Origin of the sequence: Acinetobacter sp. EKM10A, assembly GCF_011075215.1 — a bacterium.
GTDB classification, from domain to species: domain Bacteria; phylum Pseudomonadota; class Gammaproteobacteria; order Pseudomonadales; family Moraxellaceae; genus Acinetobacter; species Acinetobacter baumannii.
This window is the reverse complement of record NZ_JAALLK010000001.1, coordinates 202997-219778: the sequence shown is the minus strand read 5'-3', so window position 1 is coordinate 219778 and position 16782 is coordinate 202997. Positions and strand designations below refer to the sequence as shown.

Sequence of the window (16782 nt, the reverse complement as noted above, 5' to 3'; positions counted from 1 at the left end):
TTTATTCTCCTCGAGTGGTAACCACTTCAGGATCGGTATATACCGCAGGTGCTTCATTTACAGTCGGTGTTGGACTTGCTAAAGCACGGCGAACAATACCAATTGAGGCAATAATCATGACAATCGATACAATCATAAAGAAGCCACAAAGTGCAGCATTAATCTGGTTCGACATCACAATAGTTTGCATTTCGGCAATGGTTTTTGCAGGCTTAAGAATTTCACCGCGAGCAATCGCATCGGAGAACTTATGTGCTTGAGCTAAGAAACCGATTTTCGGGTTTTCGTGGAAAATCTTCTGCCACCCTGCTGTCATACAGGTAATGAACAAGAAAATGGTTGGAATGATCGTCACCCACACATACTTCTCTTTTTTCATTTTGAACAGAATCACGGTACCCAAAATGAGTGCCATCGAAGCCAGCATTTGGTTACCCACACCAAATAGAGGCCATAATGAGTTGACGCCACCAAGTGGGTCAATCACACCTTGATAGACGAAGAAGCCCCATCCACCTACCGCAACGGCTGTACCTAACAAGTTACCAAAGAATGAACCTGAAGATTTAACCGCCGGAATAACAATACCAACCGTGTCTTGCACCATAAAACGACAAGCACGTGTTCCTGCATCTACCGCAGTTAAAATGAACAATGCTTCAAATAAAATCGCAAAGTGATACCAGAATGCCATCATGGCACGGCTGTTAAAGATTTCAGAAATGATATGAGCCATACCAATAGCAAAGGTAGGCGCACCACCCGTACGTGAAAGGATTGAGCTTTCACCTACTTCTTGAGCTAAAACCGTCAACATTTCAGGCGTAACAACAAAGCCTAAATTACGTACAGCTTCCGCTGCAGATTCTACGGTTGTACCGAGCACTGCTGCTGGCGCATTAATCGCAAAGTACACACCTGGATCTAATACTGTCGCACAGATCATCGCCATGATCCCGACAAAAGACTCCATAAGCATACCGCCGTAACCGATCATGCGGATATTGACTTCGTTATCAACAAGTTTTGGTGTCGTACCACTCGATACCAGCGCATGGAAACCTGAAATGGCACCACAGGCAATAGTAATAAATAAGAACGGGAATAAGCTACCTGAGAAAACTGGACCTGTACCGTCAATAAAATGGGTAACAGCAGGCATTTTAAGGTCAGGCAATGCAATCACAATACCGACTGCCAAACCAAGAATAACCCCGATTTTAAGGAAAGTAGATAAATAATCACGTGGTGCTAATAACAACCAAACCGGTAGTACCGATGCGATAAAACCATAAATGATGAGACACCAAGTGAGCTGTGTTCCAGTTAAAGTGAAGAACTCACCCCAATATGGATCTGCGGCAACATGTCCACCATACACAATTGCCAGCATCATTAAAACGAAGCCAATAATTGAAACTTCCGCAATACGTCCCGGACGAATAAAGCGCATGTAAACGCCCATGAACAATGCAATTGGAATAGTGGCTGCAATACTAAAGACACCCCACGGACTATGTGCAAGTGCTTTCACAACAACTAAAGCCAATACCGCAAGGATAATAATCATTACCCCAAGTGCGCCCAACATGACCACAATACCGGCAAAAGGACCAAGCTCCTGCTTTGCCATTTCACCCAGTGAACGGCCATCACGGCGTGTTGATATAAATAAAACTAGAAAGTCTTGTACCGCACCCGCCAGAACCACACCAACCAATAACCAGATGGTGCCCGGTAAAAAGCCCATTTGTGCAGCCAAAATCGGCCCGACTAATGGCCCTGCGCCGGCAATCGCGGCAAAGTGGTGTCCAAACAGTACATACTTATTTGTTGGCACATAGTCTAAGCCATCGGCTAAACGATGTGCAGGAGTTAACCGTCTCGGGTTTAATTCAAATACTTTAGTTGCAATAAATAGACTATAAAATCGATATGCGATGCTATACACACATGCAGCTGCCAGTACCAACCATACTGCATTAACATGTTCACCACGACTTAGCGCCAGCATCCCGAAAGAAATAGCACCTATAATTGCTACTAGGCTCCAGACCAATTTGGAGGGAAGCGTAGATTTCGCTTGCATTGTGTCCATTCTTAACCTCTCAATAAATAATTACAGCAGTTTTATATTGTTATGTACTGTTCTCTGCTCAATCCTTGTGACTCTACTCCTCCTTTGTTCTTTTTCCTCTTATACTTTCGCATAAAAAAAGGGATGATTGACATCATCCCTTCGATAATAGTTTATTTTTTAACTATTATGCACGCTCTAAATACTCACCAGTACGAGTATCTACACGAACGCTTTCTTCTTGCTGAACAAATAACGGAACACGAACAACCGCACCTGTTTCAAGCTTAGCTGGCTTACCGCCACCACCAGAAGTATCACCACGTACGCCCGGATCAGTTTCAACAACTTTCAACACAACGAAGTTAGGTGCATTTACGTTTAAAGGAACGCCGTTGAATAACATGATTGTACATGTTTCATTTGAGTCGTCTTTTAACCATTTAGCAGCATCACCCATTGCAGTTTTGTCAGCTGCAATTTGTTCGAAGCTTTCTGGGTCCATGAAGTGCCACATTTCGCCATCGTTGTATAGGTAGTTCATTTCTACTTCTACGATGTCAGCAGCTTCTAAAGTATCACCAGATTTAAAAGTTTTTTCTAAAACTTTACCAGTTTTAAGGTTACGTAATTTTACACGGTTGAACGCTTGGCCTTTACCCGGTTTTACGTATTCGTTTTCCATGATTGAACATGGGTTACTATCAAGCATGACCTTAAGGCCTGGCTTGAAATCATTTGTAGAATAATTGGCCATGACTGGCACACTCCAAACTTAACAAGTCAACTATGCGATATAATGCGCTGTTGCATTATCTTAATCGTGTCGCATGATAAACTATTTACACCAAGAGCAAAACTGGCAATCACAACTCAGTGACCTTATTACCGATCCTTTAGAGTTGTTGAACCTGCTCGAGTTATCCACTGATCAGCTATTATCAGGGGCGATTCTGGCTTCTGAAAAGTTTAAATTGCGTGTTCCGCGTGCGTTCGTCGGAAAAATGAACGCTAAAGATCCTCTTGATCCGCTTTTACTCCAAGTGTTGCCACATCATTTAGAACTTGAGGAACATCCTGAGTTTGTCACCGACCCTTTAGGTGAAGAAGCAGCCAATCAGTTACCGGGTGTTTTACATAAATATAAATCTCGTTTTTTACTGACTTTGACCGGTGCATGTGCGGTCCATTGCCGTTACTGCTTCCGCCGTCACTTTCCTTATCAGGAAAATTTACCTAAAAATGAAGATTGGCTAAACATTAAAAATTATATCGAGTCGAACCCCGATATTAACGAAGTGATTTTAAGCGGAGGTGACCCTCTTACGCTTTCTAACCGTAAATTAGCGCTTTGGTTAGAACGTTTATCATCTCTCAAACAAGTGAAGATTCTGAGAATTCATTCACGCGTTCCAATTGTCATTCCAAACCGTATCGACGAAGAGCTTATTTCTTTATTAAAAAACAGTAGGCTGCGTATTATTCTGGTGGTACACTCAAACCATGCTTCTGAACTCGATGACTTTACTTGTTCAAAATTGTTGCAGCTATCTGAACACCACATTACTGTTCTAAATCAGGCAGTATTGCTTAAAGGGGTGAATGATTCTGCTCAAACTTTAACTGATTTAAGTTATCGTCTATTTGAAGCTCGCGTTATGCCATATTACTTACATGTATTAGATAAAGTAAAAGGCGCACAACATTTTGATTTAATACCATCTGAAATAGATGCGATATATCAAGACGTGTTAGCGAGCCTACCAGGATATTTGGTTCCTAAACTCGTCAGGGAAATTGCGGGCGAAAAGAATAAAACACCGCTTTTTGGGGCTACAACTTTTTGAGTTATATAATAAGTGATGATGAATAATGCGCTTTCGGACATTTTTCACAATCAAACCGCACTTACTCGTGAACGGTTAAGCTTTTGTGAAGCCAACATTAAAGATCTTAATGAGTGGGTCACTACCCTTTCTATTATGCAATTGGGTGATACTTCAAAAGCGCTATTTACAGCAATTTTGGAGCTGAATGAGTTAAATTGCAGTGAAACCTTACGCTTTGACTTAATTCAGACACTTCACCCAACCATTAATAATGTGTTGGCAAGTTTAGAAAAAAACTTCTTTAACCAAGGCGTCATTAGTACTGACCGTAACGAGCACATTATTGAACTGGCCATGCTTCTGCGCTGTTATTTTGCCAGTATTTATTTAAATATTGCGCAAACAAGCCACGAACAGCTACAAAAGCAGAAGTTTTCTTTATTCTCTTTTAAACAAAAGAAAAATTTACAAACCGCACGAATTCTGGCGACATTCCACGCATTGCAGCAGTTGACCAATCTTTTATATCAACAGCATATGCTCTATAGCGAACCTGTAAAAGGTCAATGGTTAATTGCCCACCAGCTTTATGAAACAGCGGTTCAATACAAATATCATTTAACCAATATTAATCATATTCAAGGTGTACAGCATCCGCTAGCCAATATTACGCAGGCTTATGCGCAGCTTATTTTATTAGATATTTTTAACACCAATCAGATTCGCCAGTCAGAAATTCAGGCCCTGTTTCAATGTAGTTTTGACTGGGCACGCATGATTCAGATCTTGCCGAAAGACACTGCTTCAACAAAGTATGTGGTCGACCCGACTAAAGATCATCCGCCTGTATATAACAAGAAACAAAGCTCAAATTTCAATCCAAGTATTTTTATTAGCACGCAAGCTTTGCTTGAGCATGTCACTGCCACCATGCATAAAAATGCTCAATATATGTCTAAAAATGAAAAGATTTATTTAAGTCCCGCATTAAAGTTCCATGTTCAAACGATTTTGGGAACCACAGCACAGCGCCGTCATGAGCGTTATGAATATAATGCAGCTTTACAAATCTGTTTTGGCTTAAGTACCGCACATTTTTATTTATCTAAAGCCAAAAACTTTGAAGAAACGCTACAACTGAGTAATAACTATAATTTACAAAGTGAATCGAAAGTCTTATCCAATTTAGAGAGAAAAGAACAACAAACCTCGTCTTATCAACGCTTAAGCCGTGAGAGTAAAACCATTTATCAAACTACCGTGCTTGATATTAGTGTTAATGGCTATCGTATTAAATGGTCCGGAGAAGCACCTAAAAACTTAAGAACCGGCGAATATATTTTAGTGAAGGAAACGCTACATGGTCAGTGGCGTGGCGGTGTAATTCGCTGGATTAAGCAATCTACAGAAAAAAGTCTGGAACTGGGTTTAGAAATTCTTTCACAGGCCATGTTCCCTTGCGCTGTACATATTCAGGCAGAGCGTCATACGCGTAATTATCACCCTGCACTATTACTACAAACTCAAAACCTAGAAGAAATACAAAACACGCTTATTTTACCGGGGTCTCAAATTTTTAGAGAGCAACAAACAATTCATTTACGATTGGGGACAGAAGAAATCAAAGTGTATCTACTCAAAGCACAACTCATTACTCAAAGTTTTATTCAATTTCAATTTGAGCTTCTGAATGAGCAGCAACAGTACCTGCTTGATCAGTTCATGCTGAAAAAGAATAACACCGTGAATAGCCAAGATTTATGGGAAGCATTAAAGTGAGAAACTCTTTACTATCTAAAAGGTTAAAACGTACTGAAATACGTTTACTCATTATTGATGATAACCAGTTACGTTATAACCAAATTTTAAATTTATTATCGGGGAATGATTATCAAGTTAATGCCTTATTACTTGATGATTTAAAAAGTTTTGAAAAGCAGCTCAATACATCTTGGGATGTCATTATTTTTGGTCGCGCCTATGATTTGAAAATTGAACAAACTCTCTCCCTTGTTCAAGCCTCAGAACAGCCGCAGCTTCCAATATTACTTTTACAGCCAGACGATTACCAAGCGCAGCAATATCAAAGCTATATTCAAAAAGGGATTTATGATGTAGTCCCATTAGAACCGCTAGATTATTTTTATATTACTTTGGTTCGGGCACTGTCATACAGCCGCCTTTTACAGACGGAACAACGTCTTTTGGCCGAGCTTGATACCATTCATACGCATACGCAAACGCTGGTCGACAACAGCCATAAAGCGGTTGCTATTTTTCAAGAAGGCATCCACATTAAGGCAAATACCGAATATTTGAATCTTTTTGGTTTTCAACAAGAAGAAGACATTATCGGATTGCCGATTTTAGATGTCTTACAGCCCAACGATTTAAATATTTTTAAGCAGCGGTTTAAGAAAATTTCTTTAGGCCAGTTCGATCAAGCACGCTTTGAAATTCAGAGTCAGCATCAGGCTATTTCGGGTAATAATGCGCTAAAACTCGAGTTTATTCCAAGCCAAGAAGAAGACGCGGTACAACTCACCATCGACTATCAAGTTGATTTAACTACTCCAGCAAATAGTACTCCGTCCGAAAAAAGTGTTGGGTTGAGTGCAGCTTGGCCGCAGATTAATCGTCATTTATCGACCCACCCTGCCCAAGCAAACGCCGTTGTTTTATTTAGACTTGCACAGTGCCCAGAACGACTTTTTCAACAGGGTTGGCAAACTTTAGGACAATATTTCAATCAGCTCCATGGTTTTTTAAAAGACCATGCACAGATGCCAATTTTCCAAGTCGACTTGGGTAGTTATGTCGGGATTTTACAAGCCGAAAATAGTTCAGTTTTAAACTCACAGCTAACGAGTTTACAAACTTTGCAAAAAGAACATTTGTTAAAAGTAAATGAGCAAAACTTTTCAGTGCAGTTAAAGCTTGGTTATGCTTTTCTCAACCAGCCCTTAACTGAGAACTCTTTTAGCTCATTATTGAACGAGGCTGAAAAACAGGATTTACCTCGGGTTACACCTCAACTTGAAGTAATGCCAACAGTAGAAAAAACGGTTTCACCGAGCATTGAAGCTGTTCCTCTTGATTTAACAATTGAACATTTTGACCATACGCCTCAGTCCTCTTTGCTCCAGCAGTTAAGACAAAAACTAGCTCAGGGCGAAATACATCTGAAGTACCAGCAAATTTACGATAAGCATGACCAAGAAACTCATAACTATGAAGTGACAAGTGGTTTTATTGCGGGTGAACAATGGTATGACTTAAATGATTTAAGTGATCTTAAAGAAGATGCAGAACTTTCAATTCAGTTAGACCGCTGGATATTGGTAGAAGCGTGTAAACAGCTTCATAATTTCATTGCTCAGTATCCTAAAGCGAAACTCATTATTAACCTTAATATTGATATTTTGCTGAAAGATAAAACATTCCCTGAGCTGATTTCCAAACTACTGACTATTATCGGAAGTAAAATTGAAAGCCCACTGATTTTGCAATTTTCAGAACAAGCTCTTCAGCCTTATCTCCCAATTGCTCAACAGCACATTGCTCGCTTACGCCAACATGGTGCGGAAATTTCAATTCGAGATTTTGCTTCTTCTATGTATAGCGATTCAATATTACAGCAGCTTGATATTCAACTTGTAAAATTACAGTCCAGCAAAACTGATCTATTAAGCTCAGACCAAGGGCTTAATAACTTACAAGAAAAAATATTGAACTATTTGACTGTAAAACCGATTGGAATTTTATTAGCTCACTTGAATGATATGAACCTGTTTGCCAATGCATGGAATGTAGAAGCGCGCTTTCTACAAGGTGATTATTTTCAGAAAAAACTTGACCGCTTAACAGATGTACAAGACCAATAATGGTCTTGTATATTAAAAACAAAAAACGGGCATAAGCCCGTTTTTTGTTTCGTTTTGAAGTATTAACGCTTGATAGAGCGAGACATACCAGCAAAACGTTGTTTGAATTTGTCGATACGACCACCAGTGTCTACATTCTTTTGTTTACCAGTGTAGAAAGGGTGGCAAGCTGAACATACGTCAAGGTAAATAGTTTCTTTACCTAAAGCAGAACGAGTTTCGATTACGTTACCGCAAGAACAAGTTGCAACTAATTTTTCATATTTTGGGTGAATATCGGCGCGCATCGTCGATTACTCCTAATTGAAGAAAGGCTTAAGCTGTCATCGCAATTGATCACTCTCAATTAAATTGAGGAAAGCTTTTACAAGCAGATCAACACCACAACAGACCATTCTTTTGGCCCACCGAAACCTCAAGGGTTAGAGCTAAGCACAACAAGTGGGCAGTATTATACGCCATATAATTTTTTTTTGCGAATTAATCTTGGGATTTAGCCAAGTAATTTGCAATCACCCCACAGACCATTAACTGTATTTGGTGAAAGATCATAATTGGTAAAACAATCATACCTAAAGGTTGGCCAATAAATAAGATTTGTGCCATAGGTACACCACTGGCCAAGGTCTTTTTTGAACCACAAAAAAACACTGTAATTTGATCAGCTCGGTTAAAACCAAAAGCGCGCGGTAAATAAAGTGCAAGCAGCATAATAATGGTGAGTAAAACAGAACAAGCAATGGTCAAAAGCAGTAAGGTTTTCCAACTCACCTGATGCCAAAGCCCCGCAACCACAGCCCCACTAAATGCGCCATAGACCACCATCAAAATTGAACCTTGGTCAAATGCTTTTACAATACTTGGTACTTTTGCCATATATGGAAAAACATAGGGACGAAGTAATTGCCCTAAAACAAAAGGCACTAATAGCAACAAAGTAATTTGTATAATTGAAGATGTAGGATCAAATCCGTGCTGACTTTGTCCTAAAATAAAGAAACTGACTAAAACCGGCGTAATAAACATACCTACCAAGTTTGAGAAAGATGCGCTACATACCGCCCCTGCCACATTCCCTTTTGCAACTGAAGTAAATGCAATAGAAGACTGAACAGTAGATGGCAAGAAACACATAAACAAAAAACCCCAATAGAGCTGCTGCCCTAATAGAGGTAAAAGAATAGGTTTAGCCAATAAACCAATAGCAGGAAAAATAAAGAACGTAATTGCAAATACCAGTAAGTGCATTTTCCAATGCAAAATACCTTCAATGACTGCCTCACGAGACAGCTTGGCACCATGCAAGAAAAATAAAATAGCAATCGCGACTGTAGTTAATGTATTGAAATACTGCGCAGCTTGACCACTGACTGGAAAAAAAGTTGCTAGTAGTACCATGCCAACCAACAAAATTGTAAATCGATCAAGTGCCAAGAACTTCAGCATGTTCACATCCTATGATTATTTTAGATAAAGAAAAGCCCAGTTGATAAATTGACCATTTGGTCAAGCCTTCATCATACTGGGCTATAAAAATAAAGCTAGACTTTTAAGACCTAAATCTTAAAGCGCCTGAGTCATTTATTTAATTATTTCTAGCATTTGCGTCTTGTTGAATAAGCTCGACTTTGTAGCCATCCGGATCTTCAACAAATGCAATCACCGTTACACCACCCTTCATTGGGCCAGCTTCACGAACGACTTTACCGCCACGTGCTTTGATTTCTTCACATGCTTTATAAGCATCTTCAACACCAATCGCAATGTGACCATAGCCATTTCCTAAATCATAACTTGAGGTATCCCAGTTATGAGTAAGTTCAAGCACGGTATTATTTTCTTCATCGCCATAACCAACAAATGCCAGTGTAAAGCGACCTTCTTCATAATCACGCTTACGAAGTAACTTCATCCCTAATACTTCGGTATAGAACTTTAAAGATTGTTCTAAATTGCCTACTCGCAACATTGTATGAAGCATTCGCATGTTTATTCACCTGCCTTTTCTATGTCATGTGTTTGATGATCTTTAAGCAGTTTCCCAACCCAAACAACTAAAATTAAGATTGGAATCCCGATCATTGTGGTCATCAAAAAGAAGTTTGGGTATCCAATATTACTCACTATGGTACCCGAATATCCACCTAAAAGTTTTGGGGTAAGGGTCATAAGTGAGCTAAAGATCGCATATTGAACAGCAGTAAATGACACACTGGTCAAACTTGAAAGGAACGCAATAAATGCCGCACCGGCTAAGCCTGAAGCCATGTTATCAACGACAATGGCAAAATAAAGCCATAGTGAGCTATAAGGTTTAATGACTTTACCACTAATCTCAACTTCTTGACCTGATTGAGTATCAATGTACGGTAAAGGATCGATATTCACATCTAATTCAGGTTTTGGTACAGAATTTGAAGCGACTTCATAGTGGTGAGTAATCGATAATATTTTTTGATTTCCATCGACAATTGAAGCAGTAAGTTGCTTACTTGGTGATGACAATAATTTTTGCATATCAATTGCTGCGTTAAACACGCCCTTTTGATCTGTCATTTTTGCATCAAAATTTTGTCCATCAAGATTCACCACAATCTTTTGAGTAGGTGATAAGGCTTTACCAAAATACTGCCCACGAATCACGACACTGCCTTCGGAAGAGTTAGCCGATATCTGATCACTTCCCATTAAAGGTAAAATTTGTAAAGGAACACTCTCAGAGTGAGTTGTCACTAGAGGTTGAGCCCGAACGATAGTCTCGGCTTGTTGATCTTGCAAAGCATAACCAGCTTTGACATCAATTTGTTGGGTGCCATTAAAACTTGAGCTTGGCACTTTGAGCTTCCAATACCCCACTTCATCTGGCTTCACTTTATAATGGTTATTCCCAATTTGGACATCCACCATATCAAGCGGTTTTCCAGATTTTACTAAGCCAATGAAAATGAGATTAGTAGAGCTTGCCAATACAGCACCAACGAACATCAGTTTCATGATGTTCATACGTTGAGCTAATAAGCCACCTAAGAAACCACCAACCAAGCTAAAGATAACACCATAAACTTTTACAGCTTCGGCAATTTGTTCTTTGCTAAAGTTCAAATCTTGATAAAAGACATTTGAGATCACACCAGCAATAATGTCTGAAATACGGAAGAAACCAATCAAGAATAAAAGCACTAACGCAAGTTTGACGCCATAACGTTTAAAGAAATCCAGAATTGGGGCAATCCAAGTTTCCTTAGCCATTTGCTGGTTCACCACACCTATTTTAACCAATAGATAACCAGCTAGAATGGCAACGCCTGTCGCCGTTAAGAACCTTAAAGCTTCTAAACCAAATAAAGCAGCACTATCTTGAATATTGCCAGCTTTTGAAATTGCTTCGGTAACTTGGCCTGAGTAAATATAGGTTAATACAAATGAAATAACTGCAATAAAAAATACTAAAACCAGACGGTAATAATCACTTGATTTATAGTTTTTATATATACGATCAACTTTAGGTTCACGAACGAGTAAAGTTGTAATAATACCGACCAACATGACTGCTGCCATCGTTAAATAGGTCGTCTTCCAAGCCTCGTAAATATAATTTCCTTTTGCGGTCCCCAAATGCGCCGCTAAGAATAATGCACCAGCACCAGCTACAATCATACCGATCCGGTAACCCGCATTATAAGTTGATGCCAACACTGTCTGCATTTCAGTTTCAGCCAGCTCAATACGATAAGCATCAATCACAATATCTTGCGTTGCAGCCGAGAAGCCAAGTAAAACTGCGCCTGCTGCCATTTGAACAAGGTAACTGTGACCTAAAGCAGGGTCGGCAAAAGCCATTGTACATATCGCAAGTACGATTAAACACTGCGCAATAAGCAACCATGCACGTCTTCGGCCTAAAACTTTAGTCAAAACTGGTACAGGTAACTCATCAATTAAGGGAGCCCAAACAAATTTAAAGGAATATCCTAAAGCCGCCCAACTGAAAAAAGTGACGGCACTTTTATCAATCCCTGCTTCACCTAGCCATAAAGAGAGACTAGAGAAAATCAATAAAATAGGTATTCCGGCAGAAAAACCCAGAAATAGCATAATTAATGCACGACGGTCTAAAAATGCTTTAAACGCCGAGACCCAACCAGAGGTTTGTGTGGTCATTCGTTTTTTATTTTCCATAAATTATAAATGCGCCTATTCAATCGCTTCTTACAATTGCTTTCAAGATTCTTTATGCAATCAAGTTTTGTTTTGATGATAAAAACGGCAAGTTTGCTTGATATTTTATGCTAAACCTGTATACCTTTAATCTTCAACCTTCGTTTTCTTTTGCTGGATATCAACAGTGACACAAAAACTTGATCAAGTGACATCTTCAACTTTATCACTCGCTAAAACAAACACCACAAACGTCACAATAAATGCATTTCCTTCAGCTTTTGAGCAACCTGATATTAAAATGACTTTAGATAAAACAGCGTTAAAACCCGAACAACTTACGCATATTCCAAATTTTGAAAATATTCCAGCCTCAACAAAACGCATCAAGCCGCTCAACAACTTTTTAGGGCAAGACCGCGCCAAAGCTTCGGTAGAAGCCGGTATTTCCTTACCCTACTCTGGTTATAACATTTTTGCGGTAGGAACAGCAGGCTTAGGTAAACGCACCATGATTAAGCGTTTACTACAACAACATGCCAAAACAATGCCTACTCCAGATGATTGGGTATATGTTTATAACTTTAAACAGGCTCGTCAGCCCATTGCGCTACGCTTCCCTGCTGGACAAGGAATCAAGTTTCAACAAACTCTTCATCAAACTTGGCAAATTATTTTAAAGCAGCTTGAACGCCGTTTTAGTGCAGAGACTTATCATAACCGTATCGAGCGAATCCGTCAGGAAACTGGTGATGAACAGCAACAGGCGCTTGTCGAATTAACAAAAGAAGGCGAAGAACTTGATCTAAAATTGATTTCTCGAAATGAGAAACATGGCTTTGTACCTGTACAGTTAAAAGATAATCAGGTTCAAGAACTGACTCAAACAGAAATTGACGCTTTAAATAGTAAACAGCGTGCTGAGATTGCAGCCAATATTCGCTATATGGATAAAAAGCTTGAGCGTCTTGGTTTGCATTTGGGCGACTTAGAAGATGATGCACGCGACAAAGTTTCTGTTTTAAATCGAGACATCGCCACTCAAGTAGTTATGCCGCGCATGGACTTAATTTTAAATAAATATGGTCAAGTGAAAGGCCTTGAAGATTATTTAAAACAGTATGCTCAAGATATCATTGATAATGTTGAGTTAATTTTAGAACAAGAAGAAGATGACTTTGCTCCTGCTATGTTCAATCGCGTACCAGCACGTTATCAAGCAAATGTGATTGTCTCAAATAAACCAAACAGTGGTGCGCCAGTTATTTTTGAAGATTTCCCAACGCACTACAACTTGCTGGGTCATGTAGAACAACTCACCCACAACGGCACAATTACTACAGATTTCACTCTTATTCGCCCCGGTGCCCTACATCAAGCCAATGGTGGTTTTTTAATGCTTGAGGCCGAGCAATTACTCGAACAGCCTTATGCATGGCAAGGTTTAAAGCGTGCCTTAAAATCAGGCCAACTCAAGCTCTCTTCTCTTGAACATATGTTGACTTTAACCGGCAGTATCTCGATAGAGCCTGCTGCTATTCCACTTGATATTAAAGTGGTACTGATGGCAGAGCCTGAGATTTATTATGAAATTTTAGAAGTAGAACCAGAGCTTGGTAGCGTATTTAAAATTCGCGCAGATTTTACCGATACATTACAACGTAATGACGAAAATGAACAAGCTTATATGCAGCTGATTGCAGACTATGTACAAGCAGATAAACTACTTCCATTTGACCGCAGTGCTCTAGCGGCATTACTGACTGACTCAAGCCGTCAGGCCGAAGACCAAAGCTCATTGTCGTTACATGCTTCAACGTTGGGTGATCTTATTCGTGAAGCACATCATCATGCATTTAAAGCCAATGATAAGATGGTAACCGACCAGCACATTAACCTTGCCCTACAACACCGACAATATCGCTTAGGCTATTTAAGAGAACTTTACTGGCAAGATTTATCGCGTGGAACCCAGTTAATCGAAACTTCTGGCCATCGTTTAGGTCAAATTAATGCCCTCTCTGTCATTCACTATGCAGATGTTGAGTTTGGTTTACCTTCACGCTTAACTGCCTCGGTTTATCAAGGCGGTGGCGATATTCTTGATATTGAACGTAGTGTAGAACTAGGCGGTTCATTGCATGCCAAAGGCGTGTTACTCATGTCTAGCTTCTTAAAAGCTCACTTTGGCCGTGAACAGATTTTACATTTTTCTGCTGCTCTGGCTTTTGAACAGAGCTACGGCCAAGTGGACGGCGACAGTGCAACCGTTGCCGAGCTTTCTGCATTAATCTCTGCAATTAGTCAGTTACCAATTGATCAGTCATGGGCAATTACCGGTTCTATGAACCAGTTAGGTCAAGTTCAACCAATTGGTGGTGTAAATGCAAAAATTGAAGGCTTCTATGATGCGTGTAAGCTACAAGGTTTAACTGGCAAACAGGGTGTCATTATTCCACGCCAAAACATGCAACACTTGATGCTACGTCAAGATGTGATTGATGCGGTGCGAATGGGTCAATTCCATATCCATGCAATTGATACAATTGATCAAGCACTTGAGATTTTAATGGCTCGCCCTGTTGGTACCCTCGACAAAAAAGGCAAATACAGTAAGCATTCTATTTATGCCGCTGTAATGGAACAACTTGAGTACTGGCAAGCGATCGAAGATGGCGCAGAAGTTGAAGAGGAGCCGAAGAAGAAAAAGAAAAATAAGAAAAAAATTAAAAAGCATGAAGAGCTCACAGCCGATGATCTTCCTCAAGAAACTCAAGAGGAAGTTGCTACGCTAAAGCAAAAATAACACTGACATAAAAAAGGGCTTGTAATAACAAGCCCTTTTTTATGAATGAGATAAAAGTTAACGAACAATCTGCATTGCTCTTCCGCCAGCCAACTGGCTGAAGTATTGCTTAAGCGCTTCGACACAACGTTGAATTTTCATTGGCTGTTGATCGTGTTTTGCAATCTCTGCATATAAAGTGAAAGCTGGGAGTTTCCAATCTGGAAGGATTTCAATTAAAGAACCATTCTTTAATTCTTTTTGAGCATCTAAATATAAAATTCTGGCAATTCCATGCCCTTGCTGGCATAGCGCTTTAGCCACTTGTAAATTATTACTTTGCAAGCGGCTTGCCATCTCGATATTTAACTTTTCACCAGTTTTAGCGTGCTGAAAATTAAAACTACGTGAATCATTCATTGCATTGATAGAAAGCAACTCATGGTTGTTTAAATCATTTGGATGCAAGATCGGGCTTGTTTGATTGAGATAGCTGGGAGAAGCTACCAAAATCTGATCGACAAAAGCCATAGGAATAACAGAGTCGCTCTCTTCTACCGCTGCAGAACTCATGCGCACAGCAATATCAATTCGCTCTTCGATTAAATCGATATATCGATGCCCCACTTCAAAATGAACAGATAGACCACGATGGGCAGACATCCAGTGAGATAAAGCAGGAATAATGTGCTGAACCGCTAAATCAGGGGTAGTTGCAATACGCAAGTCACCAATCAAATCATCTCGCAATTCATTGATTCTGATTTTGCCTCTTTCTGCTGCTGCCAACATTTCTTGGCAACTTGAGAAAAAAGCCTGCCCTGCCTCAGTCAAACTAAGTTTTCGCGTAGAACGATGTAATAAAATTACATCCATTTCATTTTCAAGAGAACGGATTTGCTGACTTACAGCACTTGTTGTAATGCCTAATTCACGTGCCGCACCACTAAATGAACTTTTTTCAACCACACAAGCAAAAACACCCATCGCACGAAGCTGATCTAACATAGGTTTCCTCAAATCTAATTCTAAATTTATAAAAAATGCTTATTGTTGTAATGAAAGCAACCAATTGTATTATACGAGGAAACCTATATTTAATGCATTAGCTAATTTGGTAAAAGATTTGCAGGGTTGATCGGTTTACCGTCAAGGCGAATTTGGAACTCAAGCATAACGCGAGATGCCCCTGAAGACCCCATTTCAGCAATCTTTTGGCCTGCGGTTACATTGTCACCACTCTTCACCATCATCTTGCTATTGTGGGCATACGCACTGATGTAACCATCAATATGTTTAATTAAAACCAAGTTACCATATTCTTTCAGACCATCGGCTGCGTATACAACTTGACCATCAGCCGCCGCATAAATCGGGTCACCTTGGTTACCACCGTAACGGATTCCTTTGACATTATTCGCCAAATTAAAGCCTTGAATAACCGGACCGTTATTTGGTTTCACCCAACGTAAGCTTGAGCTTGGAATAGATGCTCCCACTGTTGTATTGGTTGATGGCGCAACAGTTGCTGGCGGTGGAGTGGTTGTGGTTGGTGCAGTAGTTGTCGGTAAAGCAATTGTTTGACGCTTAATTGGTTCCGGTTGCGCCATGACTTGTGTCGACACGGTTCTTGGTGAAGAAGATTTCTTCAATCGTAATGATTGATTAACATAAATACGATATGGCGGTGCAATACCATTCATCTCTGCAATACTGAGATAGTCCAGACCATAACGCATTGCAATACCACTTAAAGTATCACCTGAACGGACCGTGTAATAGTTAGGAGCCATTGCATAGCGAGAACTATTATTAATTTGTGGTTTAGAAGCACATCCTGCCATTGCAACAGTAAAACCTACAGCTACAGACAACATCATAATTTTCATTATTTTGTCTCTTTGAATATGCAATCTGCTTTGTTGCCCAGTTAAATGCATCGATCTCCCTCACTAAATGCTACAAATCATTTCGGCTAAGAGTACCAAAAAAGTAAGAGGAAACATGTTCCTCTTTTTCTTTATTCACAAAGTTATAACATTCGGCTCA

Annotated in this window: 12 protein-coding genes; 4 read left to right on the top strand and 8 right to left on the bottom strand. The window is 39.7% G+C overall.

The genetic code is table 11. The features are described from left to right. Nucleotide 1 precedes the first annotated feature (1 nt). Together G9371_RS01005 and efp are read right to left on the bottom strand one after the other, a co-directional pair. A complete protein-coding gene (locus tag G9371_RS01005; RefSeq protein WP_000380470.1) occupies nucleotides 2-2098 on the bottom strand; it encodes a carbon starvation CstA family protein in 2097 nt (698 codons plus the stop codon). 166 nt (nucleotides 2099-2264) lie between these two features. After that, the gene (efp, locus tag G9371_RS01000; RefSeq protein ID WP_000035083.1) at nucleotides 2265-2834 is read right to left on the bottom strand and encodes an elongation factor P; all 570 of its coding nucleotides are present in this window, start codon (nucleotides 2832-2834) and stop codon (nucleotides 2265-2267) included. A gap of 73 nt (nucleotides 2835-2907) precedes the next feature. Here efp and epmB point away from each other — a divergent pair, with 73 nt between their 5' ends. The 3 genes from epmB to G9371_RS00985 are packed head-to-tail and all read left to right on the top strand — an operon-like array spanning nucleotide 2908 to nucleotide 7790. Then, nucleotides 2908-3924, top strand: a complete 1017-nt coding sequence (epmB, locus tag G9371_RS00995) for an EF-P beta-lysylation protein EpmB (protein WP_000611579.1) — start codon at nucleotides 2908-2910, stop codon at nucleotides 3922-3924. 15 nt (nucleotides 3925-3939) lie between these two features. Next, the gene (locus tag G9371_RS00990; RefSeq protein ID WP_029424568.1) at nucleotides 3940-5685 is read left to right on the top strand and encodes a hypothetical protein; all 1746 of its coding nucleotides are present in this window, start codon (nucleotides 3940-3942) and stop codon (nucleotides 5683-5685) included. Beyond that, complete coding sequence (locus G9371_RS00985; RefSeq protein WP_086221449.1) at nucleotides 5682-7790, top strand: EAL domain-containing protein; 2109 nt, start codon at nucleotides 5682-5684, stop codon at nucleotides 7788-7790. The genes G9371_RS00990 and G9371_RS00985 overlap by 4 nt, the downstream gene beginning before the upstream one ends. A gap of 62 nt (nucleotides 7791-7852) precedes the next feature. Here the strand turns inward: G9371_RS00985 and rpmE are convergent, their stop codons facing one another. The 4 genes from rpmE to G9371_RS00965 form a co-directional block, all read right to left on the bottom strand. Next, entirely contained in the window at nucleotides 7853-8077 is a 225-nt protein-coding gene (gene rpmE / locus G9371_RS00980; protein WP_001200845.1) for a 50S ribosomal protein L31, read from the bottom strand. Nucleotides 8078-8270: 193 nt separating this feature from the next. Then, a complete protein-coding gene (locus G9371_RS00975) occupies nucleotides 8271-9242 on the bottom strand; it encodes a bile acid:sodium symporter family protein (RefSeq protein WP_001984712.1) in 972 nt (323 codons plus the stop codon). Between the two features lie 133 nt (nucleotides 9243-9375). Then, entirely contained in the window at nucleotides 9376-9777 is a 402-nt protein-coding gene (gene gloA / locus G9371_RS00970; protein WP_001242511.1) for a lactoylglutathione lyase, read from the bottom strand. Nucleotides 9778-9779: 2 nt separating this feature from the next. Continuing rightward, nucleotides 9780-11969: an AmpG family muropeptide MFS transporter gene (locus G9371_RS00965; protein ID WP_029424570.1), complete on the bottom strand. Its 2190-nt coding sequence runs from the start codon at nucleotides 11967-11969 to the stop codon at nucleotides 9780-9782. Between the two features lie 166 nt (nucleotides 11970-12135). On the opposite strand from G9371_RS00965, the gene G9371_RS00960 reads away from it, so the two are divergent. Continuing rightward, nucleotides 12136-14754 carry a Lon protease family protein gene (locus tag G9371_RS00960; RefSeq protein ID WP_000192279.1) on the top strand — a complete coding sequence of 873 codons (2619 nt, stop codon included), beginning with the start codon at nucleotides 12136-12138 and terminating at the stop codon, nucleotides 14752-14754. 57 nt (nucleotides 14755-14811) lie between these two features. Here the strand turns inward: G9371_RS00960 and G9371_RS00955 are convergent, their stop codons facing one another. After that, on the bottom strand, nucleotides 14812-15741 hold the full coding sequence (locus G9371_RS00955) for a LysR family transcriptional regulator (protein ID WP_029424571.1): 930 nt from the start codon (nucleotides 15739-15741) through the stop codon (nucleotides 14812-14814). 101 nt (nucleotides 15742-15842) lie between these two features. After that, a complete protein-coding gene (locus tag G9371_RS00950; RefSeq protein ID WP_000550750.1) occupies nucleotides 15843-16673 on the bottom strand; it encodes a peptidoglycan DD-metalloendopeptidase family protein in 831 nt (276 codons plus the stop codon). Nucleotides 16674-16782 lie beyond the last annotated feature (109 nt).

Excerpts from the sequence above, each read along its gene's own strand:
- G9371_RS01005 (WP_000380470.1), bottom strand. The coding sequence starts at position 2,098 with ATGGACACAATGCAAGCGAAATCTACGCTTCCCTCCAAATTGGTCTGG.
- efp (WP_000035083.1), bottom strand. The coding sequence starts at position 2,834 with ATGGCCAATTATTCTACAAATGATTTCAAGCCAGGCCTTAAGGTCATG.
- epmB (WP_000611579.1), top strand. The coding sequence starts at position 2,908 with ATGATAAACTATTTACACCAAGAGCAAAACTGGCAATCACAACTCAGT.
- G9371_RS00990 (WP_029424568.1), top strand. The coding sequence starts at position 3,940 with ATGATGAATAATGCGCTTTCGGACATTTTTCACAATCAAACCGCACTT.
- rpmE (WP_001200845.1), bottom strand. The coding sequence starts at position 8,077 with ATGCGCGCCGATATTCACCCAAAATATGAAAAATTAGTTGCAACTTGT.
- gloA (WP_001242511.1), bottom strand. The coding sequence starts at position 9,777 with ATGCGAATGCTTCATACAATGTTGCGAGTAGGCAATTTAGAACAATCT.
- G9371_RS00965 (WP_029424570.1), bottom strand. The coding sequence starts at position 11,969 with ATGGAAAATAAAAAACGAATGACCACACAAACCTCTGGTTGGGTCTCG.
- G9371_RS00955 (WP_029424571.1), bottom strand. The coding sequence starts at position 15,741 with ATGTTAGATCAGCTTCGTGCGATGGGTGTTTTTGCTTGTGTGGTTGAA.
- G9371_RS00950 (WP_000550750.1), bottom strand. The coding sequence starts at position 16,673 with ATGCATTTAACTGGGCAACAAAGCAGATTGCATATTCAAAGAGACAAA.